The organism is Dokdonia genika (assembly GCF_042652845.1).
GTDB classification, from domain to species: domain Bacteria; phylum Bacteroidota; class Bacteroidia; order Flavobacteriales; family Flavobacteriaceae; genus Dokdonia; species Dokdonia donghaensis.
On record NZ_JBHSHB010000024.1, the window covers coordinates 38,967 to 53,728 of the forward strand.

The 14,762-nt window shown below is 37.8% G+C and carries 12 protein-coding genes; 2 read left to right on the forward strand and 10 right to left on the reverse strand.

Features of this window, described 5'->3' with window-relative positions:
- Positions 1-29 precede the first annotated feature (29 nt).
- From ACFO5T_RS12425 to ACFO5T_RS12460, 8 genes are all read right to left on the reverse strand, one after another.
- Positions 30-2,564, reverse strand: coding sequence for a PIG-L family deacetylase (locus ACFO5T_RS12425; protein ID WP_380034852.1), 2,535 nt, complete (start codon positions 2,562-2,564; stop codon positions 30-32).
- A 75-nt stretch (positions 2,565-2,639) separates the two neighbouring features.
- A complete protein-coding gene (locus ACFO5T_RS12430) occupies positions 2,640-3,218 on the reverse strand; it encodes a mechanosensitive ion channel domain-containing protein (protein ID WP_380034855.1) in 579 nt (192 codons plus the stop codon).
- Positions 3,209-4,321 carry a magnesium/cobalt transporter CorA gene (corA, locus tag ACFO5T_RS12435; RefSeq protein ID WP_380034858.1) on the reverse strand — a complete coding sequence of 371 codons (1,113 nt, stop codon included), beginning with the start codon at positions 4,319-4,321 and terminating at the stop codon, positions 3,209-3,211. Before corA ends, ACFO5T_RS12430 begins: the two co-directional genes overlap by 10 nt.
- Positions 4,321-5,271 carry a septum formation inhibitor Maf gene (locus ACFO5T_RS12440; protein ID WP_380034861.1) on the reverse strand — a complete coding sequence of 317 codons (951 nt, stop codon included), beginning with the start codon at positions 5,269-5,271 and terminating at the stop codon, positions 4,321-4,323. Before ACFO5T_RS12440 ends, corA begins: the two co-directional genes overlap by 1 nt.
- Positions 5,272-5,305: 34 nt before the next feature.
- Positions 5,306-5,890 carry a Maf-like protein gene (locus ACFO5T_RS12445; protein ID WP_380034864.1) on the reverse strand — a complete coding sequence of 195 codons (585 nt, stop codon included), beginning with the start codon at positions 5,888-5,890 and terminating at the stop codon, positions 5,306-5,308.
- On the reverse strand, positions 5,883-6,800 hold the full coding sequence (locus ACFO5T_RS12450) for a geranylgeranylglycerol-phosphate geranylgeranyltransferase (protein ID WP_380034867.1): 918 nt from the start codon (positions 6,798-6,800) through the stop codon (positions 5,883-5,885). The genes ACFO5T_RS12445 and ACFO5T_RS12450 overlap by 8 nt, the downstream gene beginning before the upstream one ends.
- A 43-nt stretch (positions 6,801-6,843) precedes the next feature.
- Entirely contained in the window at positions 6,844-7,371 is a 528-nt protein-coding gene (locus ACFO5T_RS12455) for a KdsC family phosphatase (protein WP_380034870.1), read from the reverse strand.
- Positions 7,355-8,122 carry a Rossmann-like and DUF2520 domain-containing protein gene (locus ACFO5T_RS12460; protein ID WP_380034873.1) on the reverse strand — a complete coding sequence of 256 codons (768 nt, stop codon included), beginning with the start codon at positions 8,120-8,122 and terminating at the stop codon, positions 7,355-7,357. The genes ACFO5T_RS12455 and ACFO5T_RS12460 overlap by 17 nt, the downstream gene beginning before the upstream one ends.
- Positions 8,123-8,238: 116 nt before the next feature.
- Between ACFO5T_RS12460 and ACFO5T_RS12465 the strand changes: the two genes are divergently transcribed.
- Entirely contained in the window at positions 8,239-11,538 is a 3,300-nt protein-coding gene (locus ACFO5T_RS12465) for a cytochrome c biogenesis protein CcsA (RefSeq protein ID WP_380034876.1), read from the forward strand.
- Here ACFO5T_RS12465 and ACFO5T_RS12470 read toward each other — a convergent pair.
- Together ACFO5T_RS12470 and fumC are read right to left on the reverse strand one after the other, a co-directional pair.
- Positions 11,535-12,872 (reverse strand): 7TM-DISM domain-containing protein, encoded by a 1,338-nt coding sequence (locus ACFO5T_RS12470; RefSeq protein ID WP_380034879.1) that lies wholly within the window; start codon positions 12,870-12,872, stop codon positions 11,535-11,537. The two genes, ACFO5T_RS12465 and ACFO5T_RS12470, sit on opposite strands and share 4 nt — an antisense overlap.
- Positions 12,873-12,977: 105 nt before the next feature.
- Positions 12,978-14,363, reverse strand: coding sequence for a class II fumarate hydratase (gene fumC / locus ACFO5T_RS12475; RefSeq protein ID WP_375252707.1), 1,386 nt, complete (start codon positions 14,361-14,363; stop codon positions 12,978-12,980).
- Between the two features lie 148 nt (positions 14,364-14,511).
- Between fumC and ACFO5T_RS12480 the strand changes: the two genes are divergently transcribed.
- Positions 14,512-14,694, forward strand: coding sequence for a hypothetical protein (locus ACFO5T_RS12480; protein WP_021779402.1), 183 nt, complete (start codon positions 14,512-14,514; stop codon positions 14,692-14,694).
- Positions 14,695-14,762: the final 68 nt, after the last annotated feature.

Here is a 14,762-nt window from a genome sequence, read left to right on the forward strand (position 1 = left end):
CCAGGTGTACGAGGTTGGCTTGTTCATAGTTACTGTTTGATATCTTGCTGTTCTTGTTTACCTACACTTAGCATATTTGCAAATAATTTATAAGCCCCAGACACTCCAGCTGGTAACTCTCTAAAAAAGCTTAAGCCAGTGTAGATATAATGTCCTTTACCATATACTGCGATGAGAAGACTTCCATCTTTTGCAGTCTCTCCCTTATCGTTCATAGATAAAATAGGCGTGTACTCACTAGACCATTTATTTGGAAAATAAAGGCCTCTCTCTTGTGTCCATCCCTTAAAATCTTGTTGAGACAACTTGTTAGGAAAATTCATAAGTGGGTGATCTTTTGCTAGGATTCTCACCTCGCTATTTTCATCTGTCACACGGTCTCTAGAAAGTGTAAGCTCATACGGAGCGCCTATTTTTGTGTTGCCCCAGCGTCCAGAGGTGTTGTATTGTGCGATAAGTGTTCCGCCATCTTTTACATAATCTAGTAGTAGTGGTTGTTTTGCTTGCATCTCATCTACCACATTATAAGCACGTATACCTACAACCACAGCGTCAAACTGTGATAGCAACTCTGGTGTTATGGTCGCAGGGTCTATCACTGCAACTTGATAACCTATTTGCGCGAGGTTATCTGGTACCGCATCTCCAGCTCCTTGTATATAGCCTATGTAGTTACCCTTGCGTGCAATGTCAAGTCGTACAACACGTGCTTTATTAGGCAAGAATAATGACTGCAGCGGGATGTGAGCGTAGTCTATTTTTATAAGCTCTTTAGTATACGTCTTTCCTCCAGAAACCACACGCGGACTCAAATCACCCTCGCTATCACCAGCTGGTGGTGTTACTGTAAATAAAAACTCTTTTTCTTCTCCCTTATTTGCTATAGAAACATCATAACTAGCAGGTGATACCTTCCATCCAGATGGTTTGTCTAGCACAACCGTTCCTGTAAAATTAGCTTGATGTGCTGTGACTGTCACGGGTATTTTTTTTGATTCTGCTTTCGCGAAAATGATCACCTTAGACTCTAGTCTAGATGACACAGCTGGTACAATTTCAAAAGGCTCATACACTTCACCTTTTACTCTGTCATTGTATTTATAGACAATAGGTTTTGTAATACTTATAGGCACTCCCGAAATGATAAGGTCAAATGTGACTGTGTTTTCTTGTGGTGTTTCTGGTTTACCTATCATTTGCTGGTCTGCAACCTTGTACATACCTAAAGTACCTTCTTCTCGTAACCAATAAGCTGAGGTTTCTTTAAAATCATCACTTACTGTAAGGGTTTTAGATGTAGTATAACGCTCATTATTCGCTAGTGGTTTATTAGACGCCACTACGTTATTTGTTGCCGTTACCGTAGCTTTTTTGAGAATCACAGACTGTGCACTTCTATTTATAGCTTCTATATCCAGTTTTATTGAGCTGCCTATGGTTGCATAATTTGTATCTGCTTTTGCTTCTAGGTATAGGCCTGTCACTGCAGTGATAATGGTCTCAAGTTCTTTAGATTTTATGTTTTTCCAGTGTGTGTCTAGTTGTTGTACGAGAGCATATGCCTTCATAAGTTGTGGTATACTCTTATCTGGCGCAGTAAAGTCATAGGTTGCCACTACGTTGTCTAGTATTGTCTTTATTGCTTTTCCTCCTTTAACACGTGTCCAGGTGGTGTTAATACCTTGAAAAACATCATCGTTAGTAGGCATTTCTCCACGTAATAACTCAAAATAAGTATCACTAGTACCACGCGAGCCTGTATTACCAAATCCTTGAGACTTATGCTGGCTTCTACTAAGGGAAGATATTTCTGTATTTGATAACCCTAAACCAGGGTAGAAGGTACCTACATCTACTTTCACAAGGTTAGACTTATCTGCCGCTTCAAATTTTTCTCTACTTCCATAAAACCACCAAGAGGTATTAAAGAATTGTCTTTGTGGTGACCAGGTATCTGTGTATTGTAATTGATCTGGATATTTTGAGGCATCTCCAGCGAGATCATATGCCTCTACAGAGAGCATTGCACTAGAGGTGTGGTGGCCGTGTGTGCTTCCCGGTGTTCTGTGATTAAATCTATTAATGATTACATCTGGCTTAAAAGTTCGTATTGCCCATACTACATCACCCAGTACTTCTTCTTTGTTCCAGATGGCAAGTGTCTCATCTGGGTGTTTTGAGTAACCAAAATCGTTTGCACGTGTAAAACGTTGCTCTCCACCATCTGTTGCGCGAGCGGCAAGTAACTCATTAGTGCGTATTACTCCTAAAAGTTCCCTTAGTTCTGGGCCTATGATATTCTGGCCACCATCACCTCTTGTGAGTGATAAGTATGCTGTTCTTGCTTTTACGGTATTTGCAAAGTAGGAGATAGCTGTTGTGTTCTCGTCATCTGGGTGCGCGGCAACGTATAGTACAGAGCCTAAGAAATTTAGCTTTTTTAAGTCTTCATAAATTTCGCTAGCTGTAGGTTTACTGGGCTGTACAGTGATTCCTTGTGAGTACGCTTTCGCGAAAGCAAAAAAAGAAATCAGAACAAAAATCACATAGGATTTGCGTGTCATATTGAGCGTGTTGGTATCACTCAAATATACCTAATATCAATGCCTAGGAAGTTTTCTTTAAGTTTTCTTTAACGATTATACAGGCTTGTTAAAATGCTCATTATCTTGAGTACCATCTACGGGATCTACTATGCGGGTGGCGACACCGTCTTGTACTAAGGTGACTCCTTTTTGCATAATAAGACTGTTGGGATAGGTATGCAGGCCGCCATCATCTGTGCGCAAATTCATATGGAAGCCTTTTATGTCTTCTATGATGGCAATTATGGGAAAATCTTTGTCGTGTATTTTTATACGATCTCCTATTTTATAAGGAAGTGTAAAAAATATAATTACACCAGAGGTCATATTACTTAATACAGACCATTGAGCAAAAAAGCCTATACCTATAAGAGCAAAAACCGAAGAGGCATACACGCCTATATCTCTAGCATTAAGGCTCCAGATAAGAAAAGCAAACACAGAGGCAATGAGGATAAGAATAAAGTCTACATACTTCATTACTAGATTTGCACGTTGCTTTACCTTATTTTTTCTATCTGAAAACCGATTTACAAAGTAAGAAATCACCATACGTAAACCTATCATAACAACCGCTACGATGGCACTCTCTATAAGTTGCTCTCTGTATAAGTTTATAAATTCTAGAGCCATTTTTTGCGTTTAAAGTATATGATAGAACCTATAAATATAAAAACCATAGCTCCCCAGAAGTAGTAGTAACCATTTTGCATTTGTAACTCTGGAATGTGTTCAAAATTCATCCCATAAATACCTGCTAGAAAAGTCATAGGTATAAAAATAGTTGCGATAATAGTAAGCACCTTCATCACCTCGTTCATACGGTTTGCGATGTTTGTCGAGTTCATATCCATTAGTCCTGCTATGGTATCTCTATAAACTTCTACAGTCTCAATTACCTGTATGGTATGATCATAAAGATCACGCACAAAGACTTGCGTTTTTTTAAGTATGAGGTGATTATCTACTTTTTCTAGCTTATTTACAACCTCCCGTAACGGAAATATTGACCTGCGTACTTGTATCACCTCTTTTTTGAGCTGTTGTATCTCTTGTGAATAGTTTTCTGAAGGGTTTGTATATATCCTTTCTTCTAGATCTTCTATTTTATCGCTTAGGGTCTCTATAATTATAAAGTAGTGATCTATCACAGCATCCATAAGTGCATACATTAGGTAATCTGCCCCAGTAGTGCGCACGCGACCTTTAGATAGGCGTATACGATCTCTAATTCCGTCAAAAACGTCACCATCATACTCTTGCATAAGCAAGACATAAGACTTGCCAAGAATGAGGCTTATGTGCTCCGTATTTAATTTACCATCTATATCGTGATAGAGCATTTTAAAAACAATAAATAAATGATCTGGATACTCATCTAGTTTTGGTCGCTGGCTGGTGTTTGCCACATCTTCCATCACAAGTGGGTGTAGGTCATACTTGTGTGATATATCTGTAAGAGCTTGTGTGTCAGAAAGACCATTTACATTTACCCAGGTAACCGTTTTTTCGTCTGTGTCTTTTGTGTAGCTGGAGAACTCGTGTACTGTTTCTTCTTCTACAAAGGTTGCATTGTAGTCAAAAACATCTATGAGAACATCTTTTATCTCTTTTGACCCAGTATAAACCACGTGACCTGGGGCGTGTGACATTTGTTCCTTTATCACATTCTTAGACATCACATTTGCACTTGTAAATGGATTGACTTTTTTAAGTTGTTTGCGCAGTCTTTTCATTAGTTTAATTGTAATTCTGTACGCAAAGCTTCATCTGCAATACTTTTTTTACCCCAGTAGGCACTTTTAATAGTCTTTATTTTGGTAGCAGTTGTTGTCATAGGCGTGCCGTCGCGCCCTTGAGGAAATGTCTCTGTCCATCCCTCTATAGTATATGGAAATTGAGGAGAGAAGTGTATTACAACACTGCGTTGTAGGCTAGGGTAGGTAATAGTATACGTCCCATTTTCTATGGTTGCTGTTGCATCATATGCTCTAAGTTCTTTATGTGAGTTACGTATATATTCAAGATTAGGTATTGCCTTAAAAGATCCGGTAGGGAGCGAGGTTGGGTCAAGGCGTATCTGAGTCCATAATTCATTTTCTAGTATATCCTTTGGTAAACTCATTTCTTGGTCTGCCTCAGATTCAAAGTAGGAGTGAGAGGTTACTTCAAAGTCTTCTCTGTTATTAAGTTGTGCATATACGTGACCGCACCATTCTTGTGTGCTCTGTGATACTTTTACAGCGTGTTTTTTTTCGGTAACGGGATAAAATGTGCTCGTCATTATGGAATAAGGGTAGATGCCTGTCACAAACTTTTTGGTAGCATTGAGCTTTAGTACAGGAATATTGCTATCGTTTTGGGCATCTGCTTTTACTTGTTTTTTAGGCAAGAAATCTTCGGTTACATAAATTAATGTAGCAGTGCCTGCACGCAACTCTCCATATCGAGCTTGATCCAGCTTATATGAAGAAATTTCGGCAACTCCGGCGTACCAATAATCTTTCCACTCTTGAGATAAATTACGTTTTTCTGCAGTGTTTTTTTGAATTGAGTCCGCTTTCGCGAAAGCGATATTATCCCCAGTCTCTTTTTTACAACTTATAAGCATCGCGAGTATAGCAATAGCCGCTATAGAAAAGAAAATTGCACGCTCTAGGGCAAACATTTTTTTTAAGAATCCCATAATTTACTTTTTAACTAAAAGTACAGAAAAGCTACTAGTCTGCCAGCTGCATTAACGTTTCGTAAACTTTATGTAGGGGCATACCCATCACATTAAAGTACGAACCCTCAAGACTTGTTACGGCTATGTAGCCAAACCATTCTTGTATACCATAACCACCAGCTTTATCATAAGGCTGGTAATTATCAATGTAGTAATTAATCTCTGCTTCTGTAAGCTCTTTAAAGGTGACGGTGGTTGTGTCATTTATCACTGTTTGACTCTCTTCTGTGGTAAACGCTACAGAAGTAATAACCTGGTGGCTATTACCAGAAAGGGCAGCAATCATCGCATAGGCCTCATCACGATCTTCTGGCTTATTAAGTGCTACCCCATTAAACCATACTATGGTGTCACTGGTTACAAGTATATCTGTAGCTTGTAAGTCTGTAAAGGCTGCGGCCTTAAGTTTTGCTAGATAGTCTGTAATTTCTGTACCCTGTAAGTGATCTGGAAAAGTCTCGTCTACTGGTTTGAGTTGTATGGTAAAATCTAGGTCAAGTTCTTTAAAAAACTGCTGGCGTCTAGGAGAACCAGAGGCAAGTATGAGGTTGTGATTTTTTAATTTTTCTTTAAGCATAGTAAATAGCGTGTATAAGTAATGGGATAATACATATACCTACAAACATAATTACTTTAAGAATGAGTGATACGTGTGAGAGTTCACTTTTTTTAGTTGCCTCCCATAATTTTGAACAGCAATACCCAAGCGGACCAATGATAGCAAAGAAAACTGTCGCAACAGCTATTTTATAATCATACAGAAAAGTGAATGTGTACCAACTTATAAATGTGATTATTATAAGAGTGAGTACCACAGAAAATCGCGCTGTGCGCTGCGCACCTAGTACTATAGGTAGCGTTTTATAGCCCGCCACGTGATCACCTTGTATATCTTCTATATCTTTTACAAGCTCTCTTATAAGTGTGATAGCAAAGGCAAATATCCCTACAGAAATAAATACCATAAAAGCACCTAGTTGCTCCTCATTGTTACTTGTATTTATAGCAGGTACAAGTTCAAAAAGGGGTACCAAAATAACTGAGAGCCCCACTAAGATGCTTACGAGCAAGTTACCTATAAAAGCATACTTTTTTATAAACCTAGCATAAAGGTATAAGGACCCTGCACTAAGTAAAAAGTAAATGAAATAGATAGGGTGCGCCATTAAGTTTGTGAGTATAAAACCTAAACCTAATCCCGTAAATGTAAGAGTAAAGTAGATGAGCTTTGCTTGTTTTTCATCTACAGAAATACCTACTATACGTTTTTTTGCTTTATTAATTTTATCTGCCACCACATCATAAATGTCATTTATGACGTAACCTCCAGCAGCAATGAGGACAGTGGCTAGTATGAGAAACAATAGCCCTAACGTGCTTAGTGTGATGTCAATATCTTCTATTTGAGCAATGGCATAGCGTATGACACATTGCATAACAATTATCATAATAAGATTTTTGAATCTTATAAGGTTTAGATACTTCAACTAAGTGGTTAGGTTGTTTTAATTAAAAATACACAATATCTCGTTAATGAGCTGCTGCATCTACATTTTTCATCCAGTTGCCTTGTACTTTAAGTACTTGCTCTATCACATCTCTCACACAGCCCTGACCACCATTTTTATGTGAGATGTATTTTGAGATATCTTTTATCTCTTTTACCGCATTTTGCGGGCAGCAGGGGAGACCTGCAAATTGCATAACGGGATAGTCTGGTATATCATCACCCATATATAAAATATTTTCTGGTGCTATCTGCTTGTCTTTGAGGTACACCTCTAGGTGTTCCATCTTGTTATGAGCTCCGAGAGCAACGTCACTTATACCTAGTTTTTGAAGCCTTGAGCGCACACCCTCATCTGTGCCACCACTTATAATACATATATTATATCCAGCGTCAAGAGCTGCTTTTATTGCATAACCATCTTTTACATTCATTGTACGATGCATTTGTCCCTCTGTGGTAATATGTAGTTTACCATCTGTGAGAACACCATCTACATCAAAAATAAAGGTGGTTATGTCGTGTAAATATTCTTTATAGCTTTTTTCCATAGGTAGTGTATATTGCTTTTGTAAGGGTGTTGTAAATATCCTTGTGATCTGGGTTTTCTAGTAAATCTAGTTGCTTGTTTATGACTTCCTTGTCACCTCTTTTTGCTGGGCCCGTTTGACTATTTGTAGGGCCATTTTCTAAAGCCTTTTGTGCAGTTTTTAAAATAAGTGGGTGCAAGGTTTTTACATCTACCTCATATTGGTCGCAGATATCTTGAGCAACGGTATAGCAGTGGTTTGTAAAATTATTTGCAAACACGGCAGCGAGATGGAGCTGTCTTCTTTGTGCACTGTTTATTACTTGTACTGTATCAGAAATCATACTGGCTAGCTCGCGTAGCGTTTTTTCGTCTTCGTCATTTTCTGCCTCTACTAGAATTGGTATTTCGGCAAAGTGCAAAGAGACATCGTCTTTAGAAAAACTTTGGAGTGGATAGAAAACTCCTTTTTTATGCTTTCGCGAAAGCGTACTCATAGCCGTATATCCAGAGGTATGTACCACAAGTGTGTTGTCAAAAGGTATTTGCTCAGATACCTGTGCAATCATATCATCACTTACTGCGATAATCGTAACATCTGCAGCTGTCAGGTTATTTATAGTTACGGTATGGCGCGCCATATGCTTAAAGGGCTCAAGGCTGGCTTGTGATCTCCCTGCCACTTGCATTACAACGGCGTTGTTTTGTGCACCTAGTGCCTTTGCAAGATGCCAGGCCACGTTGCCTGTACCCACAATGTTTACTTCAATCATACTAGCAAAAATAGGCTTTTTTAAAACTGTTGAGCTTTCATATTTTATGAATCATTGTGCTAAGGTTTTTAGCTGCTCGTGGGTTATCTTTGCAGTCGTAAAAATTTGCCTGAATTATGCAAAAGAAAATTGCTTCTATTTTATTCTCCACACGCTTAATGGGGATTCTCTTTATAGCCTACTTTGTTGCAATGGCAGTAGGAACGTTTTTAGACCAAGGTCAAGAAACGTCACCTACACCATACTCAAGATACTGGATTTATGATGCGTGGTGGTTTACTCTTATACACATCTTATTTGTTGTGAACTTTATAGGGAATATATTCAGGTACAAACTACTGCGCAAAGAGAAGATAACTACACTTATTTTTCACCTTTCTTTTGTGCTTATCTTAATAGGAGCGGGTATTACAAGATATATAAGTTATGAAGGGGTGATGCCTATAGAAGAGGGTGCCTCAGAAAATTCTTTTTTAAGCGAGAAAACGTATCTAGAAGTTTTTATAGATGGTGAGCAAAATGGACAGCCTATGCGTCGCGCTGTAGAAAAAGAACTCTCACTCTCACCAAGGCTAAACAATGACTTTACGTGGACAGAAGATTTTGTGCACGATACAAATAACAGAAGTGATAAGACCACATTTACATTTGATTTTAACAAATTTATAGATGGAGCACAAGATGGTTTTGTAGAAGATGAAAATGGATTATGGCATCTTAAAATAGTTGAGACCGGTACAGATAACCAGCGTCACGAGCACTTTCTAGTAGAAGGTGAGTTAGTAAACATACACAATGTACTCTATGCTTTTAATAAACCTACAGATGGTGCAATAAACATAGGTTTTGATGGAGAAAACTACACTTTTAAGTCACCATTTGCAGGTTCTGTAACTGTAATGGCAACACAAGATGAGAGCGAAGTGCCAGAAGATGTAGCGCAGCCACTTAAACTGCGAGCACTATACAACCTAGGAGGTAAGTTACTTGTGATACCAGACCAGGCTATACGCGGTCGTACTGGTATTGTTGCAAAGGAGGTAAAAGAAAAAAATCAAGAAGATGCACTCTTTGTAGATGTAACCGTAAACGGAGAGACTAAGACGGTAGGGTTACTAGGCGGTCGAGGTTATAGCAATGATAAAAAGCAAATAGAAGTAGGTGGGCACAAAGTTTATCTAGCATACGGTAGTAAGGCTATGCCGCTACCATTTTCTATAAAGCTTAATGAATTTATAGCGAGAAGGTACCCTGGTACACAAAACGTATACTCTTCTTTTGAGAGTAAAATTACTGTAGAAGATACAGAAGAAAGTTTTGATTACGACATTTATATGAATCACGTACTAGACCACAAGGGTTTCAGGTTTTTTCAGGCGAGTTTCTTTCCAGATGAGTCTGGTACCATACTTTCTGTAAGTCACGATTTCTGGGGTACCTGGGTGACATATATAGGTTATTTTTTATTGTATATAGGTATGATGATGATATTATTTGATAAGGGGTCACGTTTTGGTGAGCTCAAAAGACGTCTTGATAAAGTAAAACTTAAGAAGTCTAAGCTTATGATGATTGTGTTTTTGATCGCTTTCGCGAAAGCAGGATACGCACAAGAAGATATATCTAATCAAACTACCGAAGTAAGTAACGGAAACGTAGTTGTACAAGATTCCGTTTCTGTGACTGGCGAAAACATAGGTGATATACTTGGTCTAGAAGGTCATACCGGACCACAGCACGAGCAGCGTATGCCTTCTCAAGAAGAGATTAAAAAACTCATCGTTGAGAATGCCATACCTTTAGAACACGCAGAAAAATTTGGACGTCTTATCATACAAGAAGACGGGCGTATGATGCCTATTAATACATACTCAAGTATGCTATTACGTAAGTTAAGTAGAAGCGATACTTATGAAGGGCTTACGGCAGACCAAGTAATGCTTTCTATGATGGAAAATCCACAGATATGGAGCTTTGCAGAGATTATTTACTTACCTAAGGGTAACGATAGTTTACGTAATGTGATAGGAGTACCGTCAGACAGGAAGTACTTTAAACAAATGGATTTCTTTACTTCAGATTTCAAGTATAAGCTTTCTCCATTTTTGCCAGATGCTTATGCAGAGGCAAACCCGACTAAAATATCAAAGGAGTTTATAGACGTCTCTGAGCGTATGAATCTTCTTGATAGAACGCTTGTAAAAGAGGTATTAAGAATCTTTCCAAAACCTGATGATTCAAATAATACTTGGATATCACCTATTCAAGTTAAAGATGTACCCTATAAGGCGACAGACTCTGTAATAGCAAATCAAATTTTTCCAGCATATTTATTAAGCCTAAAAAAAGGAAGACTAAGCGGTGACTACTCAGACGCAGATAAGGTATTGCAGGGTATAGAAAAATTTCAACGTAGTCACAGTAATGATATTATGCCTTCTGTAGAGAAGCGTGATGCAGAGATTTTTTATAATAAATATGATGTTTTTACAAAACTGTACTGGATGTATATGCTGGCTGCAGTTTTTATGATGGTATTTGTAATAGTAGCTATTTTTAAGCCTAATAAGTTCGTTAGTGTAATGACTAAGCTTGGAGCTGCAGCTATTGTTGTGCTCTTTATCGTTCATACTATAGGTTTAATATGGAGATGGTATATCGCTGGGCACGCACCGTGGAGTAATGCGTATGAGTCTGTACTTTATGTGGGATGGGCAACAGTTTTCTTTGGTCTTGCCTTCGGGAGAAAGAGTCAACTTACTATAGCCAGTACCGCATTTGTAGGTGCTTTTATACTTTGGGCAGCCTCAATGAACTGGATGAATCCAGAGATTGAAAATTTACAAGCTGTATTAGATAGTTACTGGTTAATGATTCATACTGCTGTAATTGTAGCAAGTTATGGTCCTTTTACACTTGGAGCTATTCTGGGTATTGTTTCATTACTCCTTATGATATTTACTACAGATAAAAACCGAGAAAAGATGGATCTCAACATTAAGGAGATTACTATTATTAATGAGCTTGCTCTTACCGTAGGGATGGTGTTACTAGCGATAGGTACTTTTTTAGGAGGGCAATGGGCAAATGAAAGCTGGGGACGTTACTGGGGATGGGACCCAAAAGAGACTTGGGCGCTTATCTCACTTATCGTATATGCATTTGTGATACATATGCGTTTAATACCAGGTTTACGCAGTAAATGGCTGTTTAACTTTGTATCTATCATCTCATTAGGAAGTATACTCTTTACTTACTTTGGGGTAAACTATTACCTCTCAGGATTACACTCTTACCAAAGCGGTGGAGAGATAGCAGATCAAAAAATTCTAATCACAGCAGCAGTTCTTACGGTCTTTGGCGCTATATCTTACATACAGTATAGAAAACACTATGTCAAAAAGAAATCTGCTTAAAAAGCAAGATTTTGTAAATCACTAGAAGTCTCTAAACCAAGTTTGGTATAGAGGCTTTTTGTTACCTGGTTTAATCGATCTGTAGTAAGGTCATATTTTGAAGCGATAGCTTCATTACTTAATCCCTCGGCAATGTCATCTAGTATTTTTACCTCTATATTTTCTAGCTTAAACTGGTAAATAAGAGACTCCAGATAATCATCATCTGTTTCTTGTATATTTCTATAGGTATTTAATTCTTTGAGTTCTTCTACATACCTTTTTATTTTATGCTTCATTATTACGCCCGTAGTTTGTATCCCATAGAAAGAGAGTAATAAGAGTACGGCGATTAGTGTAAAGTTTAGCAAAGCAATTCCTGCTCCGTCAAAAGTACTGCGTTCAAGTAGTGTGATTCCTAATAAATGAAATACAAATACATTCACTAAGAAAAATAGGTTTACAGAGTAAATTAAAAATAATACATAGCGCTTAGGTCCTTTTGCAATTCTTAATATAAGTATCCAGAGAAGAGCAGTTGCTAGAATAGAGCAAGAGTTTATGAGGATAAGCCCCCATAGCATTTCTGTAAAAATAAAAAAGAATAATGAAAAGGTGGAAATCGCTACTATTGAGAAAATAGACCACTTAATCCATTGCTGGTTGCTGCGTAATTTTAAATAGAAAACCATAAAGAACATTGCCATAAGCCCTACAGAGTAGTGTCCTAAAGCTTCTAAGTAAAATGTATTACCAATATTGATACCTAAAAAGTTGAGAATATTGTCTTGTGCAATAACGCTCAAAAGAATACCGGAAATGATAAAAGCAAAGAATATAAACTTTGTATTCTTTACGATAAAGAAAAAGATGAGTGTTGCGATAAGTAGTGCGATACTTGTTCCATAAAAGAAGCCTATACCCAACATATTTACACGATCATTTTTTGCATAGACACCTTCATTAGAAATCGTGATGGGGAAAAATGCCTCTAGTGGAAAGTCACCCTTTAGATAAAGAGGGAAGCTGTGTAAATCTTTACTTATAAAGTAAGAAGGAAATCTTGTGTCCTTCATAATAGGTACAAGAGTACCATTATTATCATATAACTCTAACGTAGTTACGTGAGAAGTTTGTAGCTCTAATATCGCTCTAGGTTGAGAGATATTATTTATTTTAAACCAGTAAGTACCATTATCTACTCCTAAGTTTTCTGAATGCAACTCTGTAAATTCCGCACGTTTTACACTTGTAATGGTGTGCGTTCCAGAAGCATCCTTAAGATGATAAATGGTCTCTGGTGGTAGGCTCACACTGCATAGCAGGAAGCCTAAGAGAACCAATAGTAGTTTCATTTATTATGATTTGGGATGGTAAATATATGTTAAACTACTAATAAAAACAAGTTAATCGATGAATTTGTGCATTTCATCGATTAACTTAAGTATTTGGTATAAGAATTACACCATATCTTCAGGTCGTACCCACTCGTCAAATTCTTCGGCAGTTACGTATCCTAGATTTACAGCTTCTGTTTTTAATGTTGTACCATTTTTATGTGCTGTATTTGCTATTTCGGCAGCTTTATAGTATCCTATTTTTGTATTTAAAGCAGTTACTAGCATTAATGAGTTATCTAGTAATTCTTTAATTCTAGATTCGTTTGGCTCAATACCTGAAGCACAGTGCTCAGAAAAAGAAACACAAGCATCACCTATAAGTTGTGCAGATTGTAAAAGGTTAGAAGCCATCATAGGTTTAAATACATTAAGCTCGTAGTGTCCCTGCATACCACCTACACCTATAGCCACATCATTACCCATAACTTGCGCACAAACCATTGTAAGTGCTTCACATTGTGTAGGGTTTACTTTTCCTGGCATAATAGAAGATCCTGGCTCATTTGCCGGGATACTTATCTCACCTATACCACTACGTGGTCCAGATGCCATAAGGCGTATATCATTAGCAATCTTATTAAGAGATACCGCAAGTTGTTTTAACGCACCGTGAGTTTCAACGATTGCATCGTGAGCAGCAAGTGCTTCAAACTTATTATCTGCCGTACGGAACGGGTGACCAGAAAACTCTGCCATATACTCAGAGACACGCTTCGCATATCCTTTAGGAGTATTAAGACCAGTACCTACAGCTGTTCCTCCTAGAGCAAGCTCTGCAAGGTGGTCTAATGTATTTTCTAAAGCTTTAAGTCCGTGATCTAGTTGTGATACGTATCCAGAAAACTCTTGACCTAGTGTAAGGGGAGTGGCATCCATAAGGTGGGTACGACCTATTTTTACCACGCTTTTAAAGGCATCTGCTTTCGCTTTAAGCGTATCACGTAATGTGCGTACTCCCGGTATTGTGTTCTCTACAATCTTTTTATAACCTGCGATGTGCATTCCCGTAGGGAACGTATCGTTAGAAGATTGTGATTTATTTACATCATCATTAGGCGCAAGTGTTTTATCACCTTCACCTATTGTTTTTCCTGCAAGTTGGTGTGCTCTATTTGCAATCACCTCATTTACATTCATATTACTTTGTGTTCCAGATCCAGTTTGCCAGATTACTAGTGGGAACTGGTCATCGTGCATACCTGTAAGTATCTCATCACATACAGCAGCGATAAGATCTCTCTTTTCAACCGGTAATACACCTAGCTCACAGTTTGTATAAGCAGCTGCTTTTTTAAGAATCGCAAAGCCGTGTACCACTTCAATAGGCATAGAGCCAGGAGCTCCTATTTTAAAGTTATTGCGAGAGCGCTCAGTTTGTGCTCCCCATAATTTATCTGCGGGTACTTTTACCTCGCCCATTGTATCTTTTTCGATTCTATATTCCATTGTGATTATGTTAGAAATTAGGAAGACAAATTTAAACATTTGGCTTCATTTTGCATCGTTGATAAGGTGTCAATAAATCTATTTTTTCTCTTGTGTGACATATATATTATCAAGTATCTTTGCTACAAATTAGAAAAGACACCATCCTATGTTCGATTTTGACCAATATTTAGGTTTTCTCGCATTTTTAACCATCCTTACTATAGGGTTTTGGTTAATGATTTTCCTTCTTACTTTTGTAATACCTTACTGGGTAGGAGGTTCATTTATTGAATTTATGAAAGAAAAAAGAGAAGAACGTAAGCTTAAGAGAGAGCAAGAGAACAACTAGTATCTCTCGCTTTTACGATATGTAGCCTCTTGCAATTACTGTAGGAGGTTTTTTTATGCGCTTTCGCG